Raw genomic sequence first — 14,263 nt, 5'->3', positions numbered from 1 at the left:
CGTCTTATTTGTGGTTTTGGCTTTCATGGTGGGGGGTTTGGGGTTGTGGTTGATATACCCCATCGGCGTGTGCTGGTGGTCGGCCGAGACCCCCGCCGCCGCGGCGGCGGTCGCCGAGCAGGGCACCGCCTCCCACGCCTCCTCCAGCGCCAAGACGGTGAAGGCCGAGCGGGCCTCCGCCGCCGCCGAGGCGCGCCGCGAGGGGTTCAAGGTCCCCCCGCACGCCGTCAAGCCCGCCGAGGTCATCAAGCTCGCGAAGAAGCAGGTCGGCGTGCACGAGGGCAAGGGCGGCATGACCAAGTACCACAGGTGGTACGTCTCGACTCCGCACGCCAAGGAGACCGCCAAGCGCGACGGCGGCTTCTCGGTCAAGGAGTACAACGGCGCCCAGTGGTGCAACATGTTCGTGTCCTGGCTCGGCGCCCAGACCGGCGTCAAGAACATGGGCTGGGACGCCTACACCGTCCAGCACGCCAACTGGTTCAAGGAGACCGGCCGCTGGGGCCACACCGCCAAGCCGGGCTCCGTGGTGTTCTTCGACTGGCAGGACGGCTCGAAGGCCGGCATCGGCGACATCGACCACGTCGGCATCGTCGTCAAGGACAACGGCAACGGCAAGATCACCACGATCGAGGGCAACACCGACAACGCGGTGAAGGAGAAGGTCCGCGACAAGTCGCAGGTCGTCGGCTTCGGCTACCCCGACTACGCCCGCTGACCCGACCACGGTCCACGAAGGCGCCCGTTCCTCCCGGAGGCGCCCCTCCCCAGAAGGCGCCCGGCCGCACGGCCGGGCGCCTTCTGGGGTTCCGGGTGTTGTGCCCAATGTCTCCGGGGACGGTGGGTAATGCCAAGCGTTGACAGCCTTTGATCCCTCTTGGACCTCAGTGCGGCGTTCCTGGAAAGGAATCCAGCACGCCGGAGTCTGCGGAGGGGGATGCCCATGGCGGCGCGCCCGGATGTCAGCGTCGTGGTGATCGCCTACAACGACGCGCGCCGGCTCCCGAGGGCGGTGGCCTCGACGCTGGCGCAGTCGCTGGGCGGCGTCGAGACGCTGATCGTCGACGACGCGAGCACCGACGGCACGGGCGAGGCCGCCGACCGGCTCGCCGCGGCCCACCCCGGGCGGGTCCGGGCCGTCCACCTGCCGGTCAACTCCGGCGGCTGCGGCCGTCCCCGCAACACCGGGATCGAGGCGTCCACCGGCCGGTACCTGATGTTCCTCGACAGCGACGACCTGCTGGACCGGCACGCCTGCCTCAACCTGCTCGCCGCCGCCGAGGACACCGGCGCCGACATGGTCTCGGGGCTCTGCGACCGGATCTTCCTCGACGTGCCGAGGGGCGCGAAGGGGCGGGTCCGCCCCTGGTATCCGTGGCTGTACCGGCACAGCGCCGTCCACGAGTCGCTGAGCGAGAACCCCGATCTCCTGTACGACACCCTTTCGACCAACAAGGCGTACCGGCGCGGCTTCCTGGAGGAGCACGGGCTGCGGTTCGTCGAGCGGCTGCACTACGAGGACCTGCTCTTCACCGCCGAGGCGTACCTTGAGGCCGGACGGACCGCCCTGATCCCGCACCGCGTCTACAACTGGCTCGTCAAGGAGCGGACGCCGGATCCGTCGATCTCCAACCGGCGAGCCGAGCTGGCCAACTTCGCCGACCGGCTGGAGATCCACCGCCGCATCGACATGCTCTTCGCGCTGCGCGGCGCCTACGACCTGCAGCGGGCCAAGGACGTCAAGTTCGTCAACCACGACCTCGTGCTGTACCTGCGGGAGCTGCGCGGACGCGACCCAGCCCTCCAGGCGCGCTTCCTCGACCTGGCCGCCGCCTACCTGGCCGAACTGGACCCGCGGGTCTTCGAGGAGGCCAACCCGATGCCCGCGATCGCCGCGCACCTGGTCCGCGAGGGCGACCACACGGGAGCGCTCGCCGCCGCCGAGTATGACCCGGCCAAGCGCCCGGAGCTGCGCGCCCGCCTCGTGGAGCGGGACGGGCGCGTCTACTGGGGCGCCGGGCGCCCGCGAGGCCGGATCGGCCGCCGCGTCCTGGACGTCACCGGCTTCGGCTTCCACCTGCGGCCCCTCCGGGAACTGCGCCCGGCGAACACCGTCACGCGGCTGGAGACGCGCGGTGACCGCGTGCTCATGGCCGGCTACGTGCTGAACCCGCTGGGGCGGATCCCGCCGGAAGCCGAGCTGACCGGGACGCTGGAGTTCTCCGACCGGCGCCGCCGCTCCAGGAGGGCGCGGGTCCGCGCGTCCGTCCGGCACGAGGGCGACCGGCTCACCTGGCGGGCCGAGTTCGATCCCGCCCGGAAGATCCGCCCGTACGGGCTCATCGACCCCGTCTGGGACGCCCGGCTGCGCATCCGGGTGGACGGCGAGGAGATGGTCACCCGGCTCGGCGAGGGACGCGGGTCGCCGCCGCTCGGCGGTGCCGCGCTGCCCGTCCGGCCCCGGCTGACGCGGTTCGCCGGGGATCGGCTCCGCTCGTACGTCACCGAGGGAGGGCACCTGGCGTTCGCCCTGGAGACGGGGAGCCCGTGGGCGAGGCTCGCCCGGGCCGTCGCGCGCCGCGCCGCCCGGTCCCGCCCGGGACGGCTGGCCAGGTACCGGGCGCAGGGGCTCGGCACCTCGGTGCGCCGGACGCTGACCGCCCGCAACACCAAGATCGTCGTATTCAACCGGGTGCTGAGCCGGCTGCCCGTCCGGACCGGCCAGGCGGTCTTCGAGAGCCAACTCGGCCGCCACTACTCGGGCAACCCCAAGTACGTCTACCGGGAGCTGCGCAGGTCCGGCCGCCCGGTGGAGGCGGTGTGGTCGTACGCGTCGTCCCCCAAGGGGTTCCCGGACGACGCCCGGCTCGTCAAGCGCGGATCATGGGCGTACTACCTGGCGCTCGCGCGGGCCCGGTACTGGATCGACGACCAGGGCTTCCCGGACGGGCTGCGCAAGCGTCCCGAGACCACCTACATCCAGACCTGGCACGGCTCGGCGTTCAAGCTGATGGGCATGGACCAGCCGCGGCTGAAGTCGGGCCCGGCCTCCGACCAGGCGCGGCTGCGGCGGATGGTCGAGCGGTTCGACTGCTTCCTGGTGCGCTCCGGGCACGACGCCGAGACGCTGTGCAACGGCCTCGGCGTCCGCTCCGAGCTGCTTCCGGCGGGCTACCCACGCAACGACCCCCTGGTCAACGGGGTGGACGGCGATCCGGAGCTGGCCGCCGAGGTCGCGGAACTGCGGGACTCGCTCGGCCTGGACGACGGGCGCCGCGCCGTCCTGTACGCCCCGACGTACGCCACCGGGCCGAAGGGGCGGCGGATCCGGCTGCTGGACCCGCCCGTGGATCCCGCCGTCTTCGCGCGGGAGCTGGGGGAGGAGTTCGTGCTGCTCGTCCGGCCGCACTACCTGTGCCGGGCCAACGTGCCGCCCGGCGCCCGCGAGGTCATGCGGGACGTCGGCGCGGTGCCCGACGTGACGCCGCTGATGCTGCTCGCGGACGCGCTCGTCACCGACCACTCCTCGATCATGTTCGACTTCGCGCTGCTCGACCGGCCGATCGTGCTGCACCTGCCGGAGGACCGGGACCTCGCCACCGGCTACTTCGACCTGGAGCGGCACGCCCCCGGGCCGATCACCCGCACCGAGGACGAGCTCGTCGCCGCGCTCGCGGGCCTGGACGCCGCCGAGGCCGAGTACGCCGCGCGGCGCCGGGCGTTCGCCGCGCGCTTCGGCGAGCACGACCGCGGCGCCGCCGCCAGGACGGTGGCGGACCGCTACTTCCCGGCCGCGCCGCCCGGCAGGAGGGGGCCGCCGAGCAGGAGGAGGGAGCGCCATGGCCGCGCCGCGTGACGTCTTCATCGTGTGCAACAACGCCGACGACATGGGCGGCCTCCAGCGCTGGGCGCACCACATGGCGCGGCTGCTGGCCGGGCGCGGCGACCGCGTCACCCTCGTCGGGATCACGCGCGGGCCGGAGCCGTACCACCACGGCCGCGACGGCTCCTATGCCGTCGAGGTGCTGCACGGGGAGTGGCGCGCGCCCGTCATGGCGTGGCGTCCGCGGAAGGCCCTGCGGCGGCTCGATCCGGTGGCGCGGGCCCGCGACCTGTGGCGGACGGCCGTCCAGCGGCGCGGCGCGGCGCGGCTGTCGGAGCTGTTCGCCGCCGCGAGACCGGGAGCGGTCGTGATCGCGGCGCAGGTGTGGGCGATGGAGTGGGTGCGGCTGGCCGACACCTCCGGGCTGCGCGTGGTGGCGATGAGCCACGAGTCGTACCAGGCGACCCGCGCGTCCTCGCGGTACCGGCGGGTCAAGGAGCACTACCCCTGGGCCGACCGGATGCTGGTGCTCACGGCCGAGGACGCCGACGCCTGGGCCAGGGACGGAATGACCAACGTCGACCACATCCCGAACGCGCTGCACGTCACGCCCGGCGTCCACCCCACGCTGGACCTGCCCGTCGTCGCCTGCGTCGGCCGCCTGTCCTACGAGAAGGGCGTGGACCTGATGCTGGAGGCATGGGAGCGCGTCGCGGGACGGCATCCGGGGTGGCGGCTGCACATCTACGGCACCGGCCCGGACGAGGCGGACCTGCGGGCCCAGGCGGATGCCGCCGGGCTGTCCCGCTCCGTCGAGTTCCGAGGCGCGGTGTCCGACGTCGAGGAGGCGCTGGTCGAGGCTTCGGTGTTCGCGCTGCCCTCGCGGGCCGAGGGGTTCCCGATGTCGGTGCTGGAGGCCATGGCGTACGGGCTGCCCACGGTGGCGTTCGACTGCGCGCCGGGCGTCCGGGTCCTGATCGAGGACGGGCGGGACGGTCTGCTGGCCGGGCCGGGCGACATCGCCGCGTTCGCCGCCGCGCTCGACCGGCTCATCGGGGACCCGGACCTGCGCCGCGCGCTCGGCGCCGAGGCCCGCGCGTCGGTGCTGCGGTTCCAACCGGACACCGTCCTCGCCCGCTGGGACCGGCTGTTCGACCTGCTCCACCGCGAGCTCCCGGCCACCGCGCCGGATCCCGCGCCGACCCGTGCGCCGGCCCCCGCGCCGGCCCGCGCGCCGGGCCGTGCCGCGTCCCCCGTTCCGGGGCGGATCGCGACGCGGGGGGCCGAACCCGCCCTGGGGGGTGATTCTTTCTAACAACTGTTTGGTAGAGTTTGCGGCGTGAAGCAGAACGAGTCCCCCGCGGACCGGGCCTTCCGCGCCGAGGTCCGCGACTGGCTCCAGGACAACCTGTCGGGCGAGTTCGCGCACGCCCGCGGGCTCGGCGGGCCCGGCCGCGAGCACGAGGCGTTCGAGGAGCGGCTGGCCTGGGAGCGGCACATGGCCGCCGCCGGCTGGACGTGCGTCGGCTGGCCCCGCGAGTACGGCGGGCGCGGCGCCACCGTCGAGCAGCAGGTGATCTTCCACGAGGAGTACGCGCTCGCCGATGGCCCCGCCCGGGTCAACCACATCGGCGAGAACCTGCTCGGCCCCACGATCATCGCGTTCGGCACCGACGAGCAGCGCGCCCGCTTCCTGCCGCCGATCGTGGCGGTGCGGGAGCTGTGGTGCCAGGGGTACTCCGAGCCCGACGCGGGGTCCGACCTCGCCAACGTGCAGACCCGCGCCGAGCTCGCCGGCGACCACTGGCTGGTCAACGGCCAGAAGGTATGGACGTCGCTGGCCCTCGAAGCCGACTGGTGCTTCGTGGTGTGCCGCACCGAGCCCGGCTCGTCCCGGCACAAAGGGTTGTCGTACCTGCTCGTCCCGATGCGGCAGGACGGCGTGGACATCCGGCCGATCGTCCAGCTCACCGGCACCTCCGAGTTCAACGAGGTGTTCTTCGACGGCGCTCGGACCGACGCGGGCGACATCGTCGGAGCGCCCGGCGACGGCTGGAAGATCGCGATGGCGACGCTCGGGTTCGAGCGCGGCGTCGCGACCCTCGGCCAGCAGGTCGGGTTCCGGCGCGAGTTCGAGGGCGTCGCCGACCTCGCCCGGCGCACCGGCGCCATCGACGACCCCCTGCTGCGCGACCGGCTGACCAGGTCGTACATGGGCCTGGAGATCATGAGGCTGAACGCGGTGCGCACCATGGCGGGCGTCGCGGCGGGCGCGCCCGGCCCCGAGTCGTCGATCTCCAAGCTCGTCTGGGGCACCTGGCACCGCGAGCTCGGCGAACTGGCCATGGACGTCCTCGGCGCCGCCGGCCTCGTCGCCGACGGGGCGCCGGGCGCGGGCCCGGACGGCGGGTCCGCGGAGGCGCAGCCCTACGACCTGAACGACTGGCAGCGGCTGTTCCTGTTCTCCCGCTCCGACACGATCTACGCCGGGTCGAACGAGATCCAGCGCAACATCATCGCCGAGCGCGTCCTCGGCCTGCCCCGTGAACCGGCCGCCGACAGAAAGGCACGCGAATGACCCCGCCCCCCTACGTCCCCGGGCACGGGCTGCTCGCCGGCCGCGCCGTCGTGATCACCGCGGCGGCCGGCGCCGGGATCGGCGGCGCCACGGCCCGCCGCTGCCTGGAGGAGGGCGCCCGCGTCCTCGTCTCCGACGCGCACGAGCGCCGGCTCGCCGCGACGGCGGAGGAGCTGGCGAAGGAGTTCGGCGCCGACCGGGTCGCCTCGCTGCCCTGCGACGTCACCTCCGAGGAGCAGGTGCAGGCCCTCTACGGCGCGGCCGTGGAGCGGTTCGGGCGCGTCGACGTCGCGGTCAACAACGCCGGCCTCGGCGGGACGGCGGACCTCGTCGACATGACCGACGAGCAGTGGGGACGCGTCCTCGACATCACCCTCACCGGCACGATGCGCTGCACCCGCGCCGCCCTGCGCCTCATGCGGGACCAGGGCTCCGGCGTCATCGTCAACAACGCCTCGGTGATCGGCTGGCGGGCGCAGAAGGGCCAGTCGCACTACGCCGCCGCCAAGGCCGGCGTCATGGCGCTCACCCGCTGCTCCGCCCTGGAGGCCGCCGAGTTCGGCGTCCGGGTCAACGCGGTCTCCCCGTCGCTCGCCATGCACCCCCACCTGGTCAAGGTGACGTCCGAGGAGCTGCTGGAGGAGCTGACCCGCCGGGAGGCGTTCGGCCGCTACGCCGAGCCGTGGGAGGTGGCCAACGTTATCGTCTTCCTGGCCAGCGACTACTCGTCGTACATGACGGGGGAGGTCGTCTCCGTCTCCTCCCAGCACGCATAGGAACACCGGCACATGAGGAAGAGCACATGAGTCCACGACGGCGCGACGCCGAGGGCACCGCCGCCGCCCGCGCGGGGCGGCGGGCCGAGCTGCTCGCCACGGCCGCCGAGGTGTTCGCCTCCCAGGGGTACTCCGCCACCACCGTCCGGAAGGTGGCCGACGCCGCCGGGATCCTCGGCGGCAGCCTCTACTACCACTTCGACTCCAAGGAGTCGATGGCCGACGAGATCCTGTCGACCTTCCTGGACGACATGTGGACCGCCTACGACCGCGTCCTGAGCGCGGGCCTCAGCGCGCGCGACACCCTGGAGGCGATCGTCGTCGAGTCGTTCCGCTCGATCGACAAGCACCGCCCCGCCGTCGTGCTCTACCAGAACGAGTCCAAGCACCTCGCGACGAGCGAGCGGTTCCACTACCTCCTGGACTCCCAGCGCCGGTTCGAGGAGATGTGGCTGTCCCTGCTGGACCGCGGCGTCAAGGAGGGCGCGTTCCGCGCCGACCTCGACCGGACCCTCATCTACCGGTTCATCCGCGACACCGTCTGGGTCGCGGCCAACTGGTACCAGCACGGCGGGCGCCTGTCCGCCGACGACATCGCCAAGCAGTACCTCGCCATGTTCCTCGAAGGGATCCAGGCGAGCTAGGCCCCCGTACGAAGGAGACACCCCATGGCCGAGGCATACATCGTCGACGCGGTCCGCGCCCCGGTCGGGCGCCGCAACGGCGGGCTCGCCGGTGTGCACCCCGCCGACCTCGGCGCGCACGTGCTGACCGCGCTCATGGACCGGACGGAGATCGACCCGGCCGCCGTGGAGGACGTGGTCTTCGGCTGCGTCGACACCCTCGGCCCGCAGGCGGGCGACATCGCCCGCACCTGCTGGCTCGCCGCCGGCCTCCCCGAGGAGGTCCCCGGCGTCACGGTCGACCGGCAGTGCGGCTCGTCCCAGCAGGCCGTCCACTTCGCCGCGCAGGCCGTGCTGTCCGGAACCTCGGACCTGGTCGTCGCGGGCGGCGTGCAGAACATGTCGCAGATCCCGATCGGCTCGGCGATGACCGCCGCGGCCCCGCTCGGCTTCACCGAGGGCCCCTTCGCGGGCTCCGCGGGCTGGACGCGCCGCTACGGCGACACGGAGGTGTCGCAGTTCAACGGCGCCGAGATGATCGCCCGCGACTGGGACATCTCCCGCGAGGAGATGGAGGCCTTCGCCTACGAGTCGCACCAGCGCGCCATCCGCGCCATCGACGAGGGCCGCTTCGAGCGCGAGATCGCCCCCCTGGAGGGCGTCGCCGCCGACGAGGGCCCGCGCCGCGACACCACCCTGGAGAAGATGGCGGGCCTGAAGACGCTCGTGGAGGGCGGCCGGCTCACCGCGGCCGTCTCGTCGCAGATCTCCGACGGCGCCGCCGCGCTGCTCATCGCCTCCGAGCAGGCCGTCAGGGACCACGGCCTCACCCCCCGCGCCCGCATCCACCACATCTCCGCGCGCGGCGAGGACCCCATCCGGATGCTGTCCGCGCCCATCCCCGCCACCGCGTACGCGCTGAAGAAGACCGGGATGACGATCGCCGACATCGACGCCGTCGAGATCAACGAGGCGTTCGCGTCCGTCGTGCTCGCCTGGCTCAAGGAGACCGGCGCCGACCCGGCGACGACCAACCCCAACGGCGGCGCCATCGCCCTCGGCCACCCGCTCGGCGCCACCGGCGCCCGGCTGATGACCACCCTCCTGCACGAGCTCGACCGCACCGGAGGCCGCTACGGCCTCCAGACCATGTGCGAAGGCGGCGGCCAGGCCAACGTCACGATCCTTGAGAAGTGCTAGCCCAGGGGGGCGCCCCCCTGGAACCCCCGTTGCGAGCCGGGCGATCCTCACGCCACCGTGCGGGTTTCTGAGCCCGTGCGGGTTCGTTCGCGGCGCTGCGGTCGCCCGGCTCGGCGGGTCGGGCGACCTCCAGGCGCTTAGAGCGCCTTCCGGCCGCCCGACCCGCGGTCGTGGCCGGTGTTCCGAATCAGTAGGTGAGGAGACGGATCGTGGAGGTTTTCGAGTCGGCGCGGCTCGGGCCGTTGACGTTGCGGAACCGGGTGATCAAGGCGGCCACGTTCGAGGGGATGACGCCCGACGCGCTCGTGACGGACGACCTGATCGAGTACCACCGGCGGCCGGCCGCCGGGGGAGTGGGCATGACCACGGTCGCCTACTGCGCCGTCGCGCCCGAGGGGCGGACCGAGGGGCGGCAGATCTGGATGCGGCCGGAGGCCGTGCCCGGGCTGCGGCGCCTCACCGACGCCGTCCACGCGGAGGGGGCCGCCGCGTCCGCGCAGATCGGGCACGCCGGCCCGGTCGCCGACGCGAGCTCCACCCGCCTGCCCGCGATCTCGGCCGGACGGTTCTTCAACCCGCTCGGCATGGCCTTCACCAAGGTGGCCACGGCCGAGGACATCGAGCGCATCACCCGCGCCCACGCCGGGGCGGCCAGGCTCGCGATCGAGTCCGGCTTCGACGCCGTCGAGATCCATTTCGGGCACAACTACCTGGCCAGCTCGTTCCTCAGCCCCCGCCTCAACCGGCGCAAGGACGGCTTCGGCGGGCCGGTCGAGAACCGGGCCAAGGTCGCGCTCGGCATCGCCCGCGCCGTCCGGGACGAGGTCGGCGACCGCATCGCGATCACCGGCAAGCTCAACATGCGCGACGGCGTGCGCGGCGGCCTGGAGATCGACGACAGCCTCTACGTCGCGCGCAGGCTCCAGGACGAGGGCACCGTCGACGCGCTGGAGCTGACCGCCGGCAGCTCCCTGCTCAACCCGATGTACCTCTTCCGCGGCGAGATGCCCATCCCGGAGTTCGCGGCCAGCTACAAGCCGCCCATGAGGATCGGCCTGCGGATGTTCGGCAAGCGGTTCCTGCGCACCTACCCCTACAAGGACGCCTACCTGCTGGAGCACGCCCGCAGGTTCCGCGCCGAACTCGATCTGCCGCTGATCCTGCTGGGCGGCATCACCGACCGCGCGGCCATGGACACCGCGATGGCGGAGGGCTTCGAGTTCGTCGCGATGGCCCGCGCCCTGCTCCGCGAACCGGACCTCGTGAACCGGATCGCCGCCGACCCGTCCACGCCGTCGCTGTGCATCCACTGCAACCGGTGCGTCCCGACGGTCTACAAGGGCACCCACTGCCCGCTCGTCCCGGAGCCGAATTGACCTGGAGTGTGCTCCAGCTCCTAGTTTCGGGGGCATGACCACACCACAGCACCCGATCGGTTCGGGGTTCGGATTCGAGAGCACGGCCGGGGACGTCCTTGAGGGCGTCGACCTGTCGGGCAGGCTCGCCGTCGTCACCGGGGGCTACTCGGGCCTCGGGCTGGAGACGACGCGGGCGCTGGCGGGCGCGGGGGCGCGCGTGGTGGTTCCGGCGCGGCGGCCGGGCGCGGCGAAGGAGGCCGTCGGCGGCATCGACGGCGTCGAGGTCGACGAGCTGGACCTGGCCGATCTGGAGAGCGTGCGCGGGTTCGCGGAGCGGTTCCTCGCGTCCGGGCGCGGCATCGACATCCTGATCGACAACGCGGCGGTGATGGCCTGCCCGGAGACGCGGGTGGGGCCGGGCTGGGAGGCGCAGTTCGCCACCAACCATCTGGGGCACTTCGCGCTGGTGAACCGCCTGTGGCCGGCCGTCAGGCCAGGCGCCCGGGTCGTCGCGGTGTCGTCGCGCGGCCACCACTTCTCCCCGATCCGCTGGGACGACGTCCAGTTCGAGCACGGCTACGACAAATGGGAGGCGTACGGGCAGGCGAAGACGGCCAACGTGCTGTTCGCCGTCCACCTGGACGCGCTCGCCAAGGACGAGGTGCGGGCCTTCTCGCTCCACCCCGGGAGCATCCTGACGCCCCTCCAGCGCCACATCCCCATGGAGGAGAAGGTGGCGAACGGCTGGATCGACGAGGACGGGAACGAGATCGGCCAGGGGTTCAAGACGCCGGAGCAGGGCGCGGCGACGGCGGTGTGGGCTGCCACCTCGCCGCGGCTGGCCGGAATGGGCGGCGTGTACTGCGAGGACTGCGACATCGCCGAACAGGTCCCGGACGACCTGCCCGTGCAGCGCGGCCGGAGCGGCGCCCCCTCCAGAGGCGTGCGCTCCTACGCGGTCGACCCGGAGCAGGCCCGGCGGCTGTGGGCGCTGTCGGCGGAGCTGACCGGGGTGAACGCGTTCGCGTAGCGCCTGCGACGATGGGGCCCGTGATCGACATCGCGGGGTGGGCGCCGGAACCGCAGGAGACGACCGAGGTCATCGGCGCCGGGCCGGCGGCGGCCCTGGCCGGGGTACTCGATGTCGAGCCGCCGGGGGAGGAGCTGCCGCCCCTCTGGCAGTGGCTGCACTTCCTCGAACGGCCCGCGCAGCGCGAGCTGGGCCCGGACGGGCATCCGCGCGAAGGGCGGTTCCTCCCGCCGATGCCCGACCGGCGCCGCATGTTCGCGGGCGGGCGGTTCCGGATCCGCGAGCCGCTTCGCGTCGGGGACGCCGTCACGCGCCGGGCGGAGCTCGCCTCCACCGCCGTGAAGCAGGGGCGCAGCGGGGAGATGCTGTTCGTGACCGTCCGGCACACCTTCGTGCGGGACGGCGCCGAGATCGCGGTCGAGGAGCAGGATCTCGTCTACCGCAGCGGCGACACGGCGTCCCGTCCGGAGCGGGCGGTGTTCGAGGCGCCGGACGTGGACGCGCCGTGGACGCTGAGGACGGCCGCCGACCCGGTCATGCTGTTCCGCTTCAGCGCCCTCACCTACAACGCCCATCGCATCCACTACGACGAGGCGTACGCGACCGAGGCGGAGGGGCACGCCGGCCTCGTCGTCCACGGGCCGCTGCTCGCGATCCTCTGCCTGGAGCTGCCGCGCCGGGCGGGCCTGAAGGTGCGCGAACTGTCGTTCCGCGCCCGCCGGCCCGTCTACGCGAGGCAGCCGTTCGCGGCGGCCGGATCCCCGGACGGCGCCCTCGCGATCCATGCGCCGGGCGACGTCACGGCGATGACCGCCACCTTCGCGTAGGCGGCACCTACGTGCGGTGGCTTCGCCCTAGGCGGCGGGGACCGGCGCCTCCTCGACCGCCGGGCCGCCGCGGCGCTCCGCCGCGACCTGCTGGACGTACCGCTTCACCTCGCCGCTCACCCGCTCGTCGTCCCAGCCCAGCCAGGGTGCGATGAGTTCGGCGACGCGGGCCGCCGCGGCGACGCCGCCGTCCCACTCCTCGATCGAGATGCGCAGCCGCCGCGAGAGGACGTCCTCCAGGTGCAGCGCCCCCTCGTGCGTCACCGCGTAGACGGCCTCGGCGCACAGGTAGTCCTCGGCGCCGGGGACGGCGGCGCCGAGCGCCGGGTCGTCCGCGACCAGGGCGAGGACCTCCCGGGCGCACGAACCGTACCGGTGCAGCAGGTGCTCGATCCGCGCGACGTGCAGGCCGGACTCGGCGGCGAGCCGGCGCCGCTCGTTCCACAGCACCTCGTACCCGGTGGCGCCGAGGATCGGCAGCCGGCCGGTGACCGATGCGGGAACCGAGTCGTCGAGGCCCTCGGCGACGACGTCGACCGCGTCCCGCGCCATCACGCGGTAGGTGGTGAACTTCCCGCCGGTGACCACGACGAGGCCGGGCACCGGCTCGGCGACGGCGTGCTCGCGCGACAGCCGCGTGGTGTCGTCCATCTCGCCGGACAGCAGCGGCCGCAGCCCCGCGTAGACGCCCTCGATGTCGTCGTGCGTGAGCGGCGTCCGCAGCACGGCGTTCGCCTGCTCCAGGAGGTAGCCGATGTCGGTGTGCTCGGCGACGGGCCCGTCGGGGCCGTGGTCGTGCGGGGTGTCGGTGGTGCCGACGAGCCAGTGCCGCCCCCACGGGATGATGAACAGGACGCTCTTGGACGTCCGCGTGATCAGCCCGGTGCCCATGGGGATCCGGTCGCGGGGCACGACCAGGTGGACGCCCTTGGACGCCCGCACGCCGAACGCGGCCCGCGAGCCGGTCATCGCCTGGGCGCCGTCCGTCCACACCCCGGTCGCGCACACCACGCTCCGGGCCCGCACGGCGATCTCCCGGTTCCCCTCCAGGTCCAGGACGTGGACGCCGGTGACCCGCTCGCCCTCGCGCAGGAACCCCGTCACCTCGGCGCGGGTGGCCACCTTCGCCCCGTACTGGGCCGCGGTGCGGGCGACCATCATCGTGTAGCGGGCGTCGTCGACCTGCGCGTCGTAGTACTGGACGGCGCCGACCAGCGCGTCCGACCGCAGGGCGGGGGCCTCCCGCAGGGCGGCCCGCCGCGTGAGCTGGCGGTGCCGGGGCAGCGACCGGGCGCCGCCCATCGAGTCGTACAGGGTCACGCCCGCGCTGACGTACGCCCGCTCCCAGACCCGGTTGCGCAGCGGGTAGAGGAACCGGACGGGGCGGACCAGGTGCGGCGCGAGCCGCTGGAGGAGCAGGCCGCGCTCCCGCAGCGCCTCCCTGACCAGCGCGAAGTCGCGCTGTTCGAGGTAGCGCAGCCCGCCGTGGATCAGCTTGCTGGACCGGCTGGACGTGCCGGCCGCCCAGTCCCGCGCCTCCACGAGGGCGACGGACAGGCCCCGCGAGATCGCGTCGAGCGCCGCGCCGGCGCCGACGATGCCGCCTCCGACGACCACGACGTCGAACTCGGTCTCCGCCAGGTCGCGCAGGGTGTCCTCGCGGTACCGCGGGCCGAGGGCTACGGATGTCACTGCATGCTCCCGAAGAGAGGTCAGGTCGAGTGTCGTGCGGGCGGGTTGCGGCGGGCCGTCGCCCGGAGGACCTCCGGACCAACGGCCCGCCGCTTCCCGGCGAAGTGCGGTGAGCGTCAGGTGCCGCTCGGCCCCCGTGGTGAGGGGCCGAGCGGCGCCCCCGTGCTCAGTCGCCCAGGTCGACCCAGTCGAGGGTCCGGTCGACGGCCTTCTTCCAGGCCGCGTACCCCTGCTGGCGCTTGTCGTCGTCCCAGGTGGGCTGCCAGCGTTTGTCCTCGTTCCAGTTCTGGCGGAGTTCGTCGGTGGTGTTCCAGAATCCGACGGCGAGGCCGGCGGCGTAGGCGGCGCCGAGGGCG

Annotated in this window: 11 protein-coding genes and 1 pseudogene; 10 read left to right on the top strand and 2 right to left on the bottom strand. The window is 73.3% G+C overall.

The features are described 5' to 3' along the window. Positions 1 to 43: 43 nt before the first annotated feature. The 10 genes from ABWI07_RS43045 (at position 44) to ABWI07_RS43000 (ending at position 12,215) form a co-directional block, all read left to right on the top strand. A complete protein-coding gene (locus ABWI07_RS43045; protein ID WP_353822078.1) occupies positions 44 to 718 on the top strand; it encodes a CHAP domain-containing protein in 675 nt (224 codons plus the stop codon). Positions 719 to 943: 225 nt separating this feature from the next. Continuing rightward, positions 944 to 3,856 carry a bifunctional glycosyltransferase/CDP-glycerol:glycerophosphate glycerophosphotransferase gene (locus tag ABWI07_RS43040; RefSeq protein WP_353822077.1) on the top strand — a complete coding sequence of 971 codons (2,913 nt, stop codon included), beginning with the start codon at positions 944 to 946 and terminating at the stop codon, positions 3,854 to 3,856. Then, positions 3,840 to 5,138 carry a glycosyltransferase gene (locus tag ABWI07_RS43035; RefSeq protein ID WP_353822076.1) on the top strand — a complete coding sequence of 433 codons (1,299 nt, stop codon included), beginning with the start codon at positions 3,840 to 3,842 and terminating at the stop codon, positions 5,136 to 5,138. The genes ABWI07_RS43040 and ABWI07_RS43035 overlap by 17 nt, the downstream gene beginning before the upstream one ends. A gap of 24 nt (positions 5,139 to 5,162) precedes the next feature. Beyond that, a complete protein-coding gene (locus ABWI07_RS43030; protein ID WP_353822075.1) occupies positions 5,163 to 6,401 on the top strand; it encodes an acyl-CoA dehydrogenase family protein in 1,239 nt (412 codons plus the stop codon). Beyond that, a complete protein-coding gene (locus ABWI07_RS43025; protein WP_353822074.1) occupies positions 6,398 to 7,177 on the top strand; it encodes an SDR family oxidoreductase in 780 nt (259 codons plus the stop codon). The genes ABWI07_RS43030 and ABWI07_RS43025 overlap by 4 nt, the downstream gene beginning before the upstream one ends. Positions 7,178 to 7,203: 26 nt before the next feature. After that, the gene (locus ABWI07_RS43020) at positions 7,204 to 7,821 is read left to right on the top strand and encodes a TetR/AcrR family transcriptional regulator (RefSeq protein WP_149264440.1); all 618 of its coding nucleotides are present in this window, start codon (positions 7,204 to 7,206) and stop codon (positions 7,819 to 7,821) included. A gap of 24 nt (positions 7,822 to 7,845) precedes the next feature. Next, positions 7,846 to 9,000, top strand: a complete 1,155-nt coding sequence (locus ABWI07_RS43015; RefSeq protein WP_353822073.1) for an acetyl-CoA C-acetyltransferase — start codon at positions 7,846 to 7,848, stop codon at positions 8,998 to 9,000. Between the two features lie 209 nt (positions 9,001 to 9,209). After that, complete coding sequence (locus ABWI07_RS43010) at positions 9,210 to 10,376, top strand: NADH:flavin oxidoreductase (protein WP_353822072.1); 1,167 nt, start codon at positions 9,210 to 9,212, stop codon at positions 10,374 to 10,376. A gap of 34 nt (positions 10,377 to 10,410) precedes the next feature. Beyond that, positions 10,411 to 11,388, top strand: coding sequence for an SDR family NAD(P)-dependent oxidoreductase (locus ABWI07_RS43005; protein WP_353822071.1), 978 nt, complete (start codon positions 10,411 to 10,413; stop codon positions 11,386 to 11,388). An 11-nt stretch (positions 11,389 to 11,399) separates the two neighbouring features. Continuing rightward, positions 11,400 to 12,215: an HTD2 family dehydratase gene (locus ABWI07_RS43000; RefSeq protein WP_200842405.1), complete on the top strand. Its 816-nt coding sequence runs from the start codon at positions 11,400 to 11,402 to the stop codon at positions 12,213 to 12,215. 27 nt (positions 12,216 to 12,242) lie between these two features. On the opposite strand, the gene ABWI07_RS42995 is transcribed toward ABWI07_RS43000, so the two are convergent. Together ABWI07_RS42995 and ABWI07_RS42990 are read right to left on the bottom strand one after the other, a co-directional pair. Further along, positions 12,243 to 13,907: a glycerol-3-phosphate dehydrogenase/oxidase gene (locus ABWI07_RS42995; protein WP_502912909.1), complete on the bottom strand. Its 1,665-nt coding sequence runs from the start codon at positions 13,905 to 13,907 to the stop codon at positions 12,243 to 12,245. 166 nt (positions 13,908 to 14,073) lie between these two features. Continuing rightward, positions 14,074 to 14,263 (bottom strand): annotated as a pseudogene (locus ABWI07_RS42990) (glycerol kinase); the annotation flags it as partial.

Source organism: Actinomadura sp. NPDC000600, from assembly GCF_040492135.1.
Lineage (GTDB): Bacteria > Actinomycetota > Actinomycetes > Streptosporangiales > Streptosporangiaceae > Spirillospora.
Note: the sequence above shows the minus strand (reverse complement) of the source record. Positions and strands in the feature narration are given on the sequence as shown.

Bases quoted from the DNA above. Each gene is read 5' to 3' on its own strand.
- ABWI07_RS43040 (WP_353822077.1), top strand. From the start codon at position 944: ATGGCGGCGCGCCCGGATGTCAGCGTCGTGGTGATCGCCTACAACGAC.
- ABWI07_RS43035 (WP_353822076.1), top strand. From the start codon at position 3,840: ATGGCCGCGCCGCGTGACGTCTTCATCGTGTGCAACAACGCCGACGAC.
- ABWI07_RS43025 (WP_353822074.1), top strand. From the start codon at position 6,398: ATGACCCCGCCCCCCTACGTCCCCGGGCACGGGCTGCTCGCCGGCCGC.
- ABWI07_RS43020 (WP_149264440.1), top strand. From the start codon at position 7,204: ATGAGTCCACGACGGCGCGACGCCGAGGGCACCGCCGCCGCCCGCGCG.
- ABWI07_RS43015 (WP_353822073.1), top strand. From the start codon at position 7,846: ATGGCCGAGGCATACATCGTCGACGCGGTCCGCGCCCCGGTCGGGCGC.
- ABWI07_RS43005 (WP_353822071.1), top strand. From the start codon at position 10,411: ATGACCACACCACAGCACCCGATCGGTTCGGGGTTCGGATTCGAGAGC.
- ABWI07_RS43000 (WP_200842405.1), top strand. From the start codon at position 11,400: ATGGGGCCCGTGATCGACATCGCGGGGTGGGCGCCGGAACCGCAGGAG.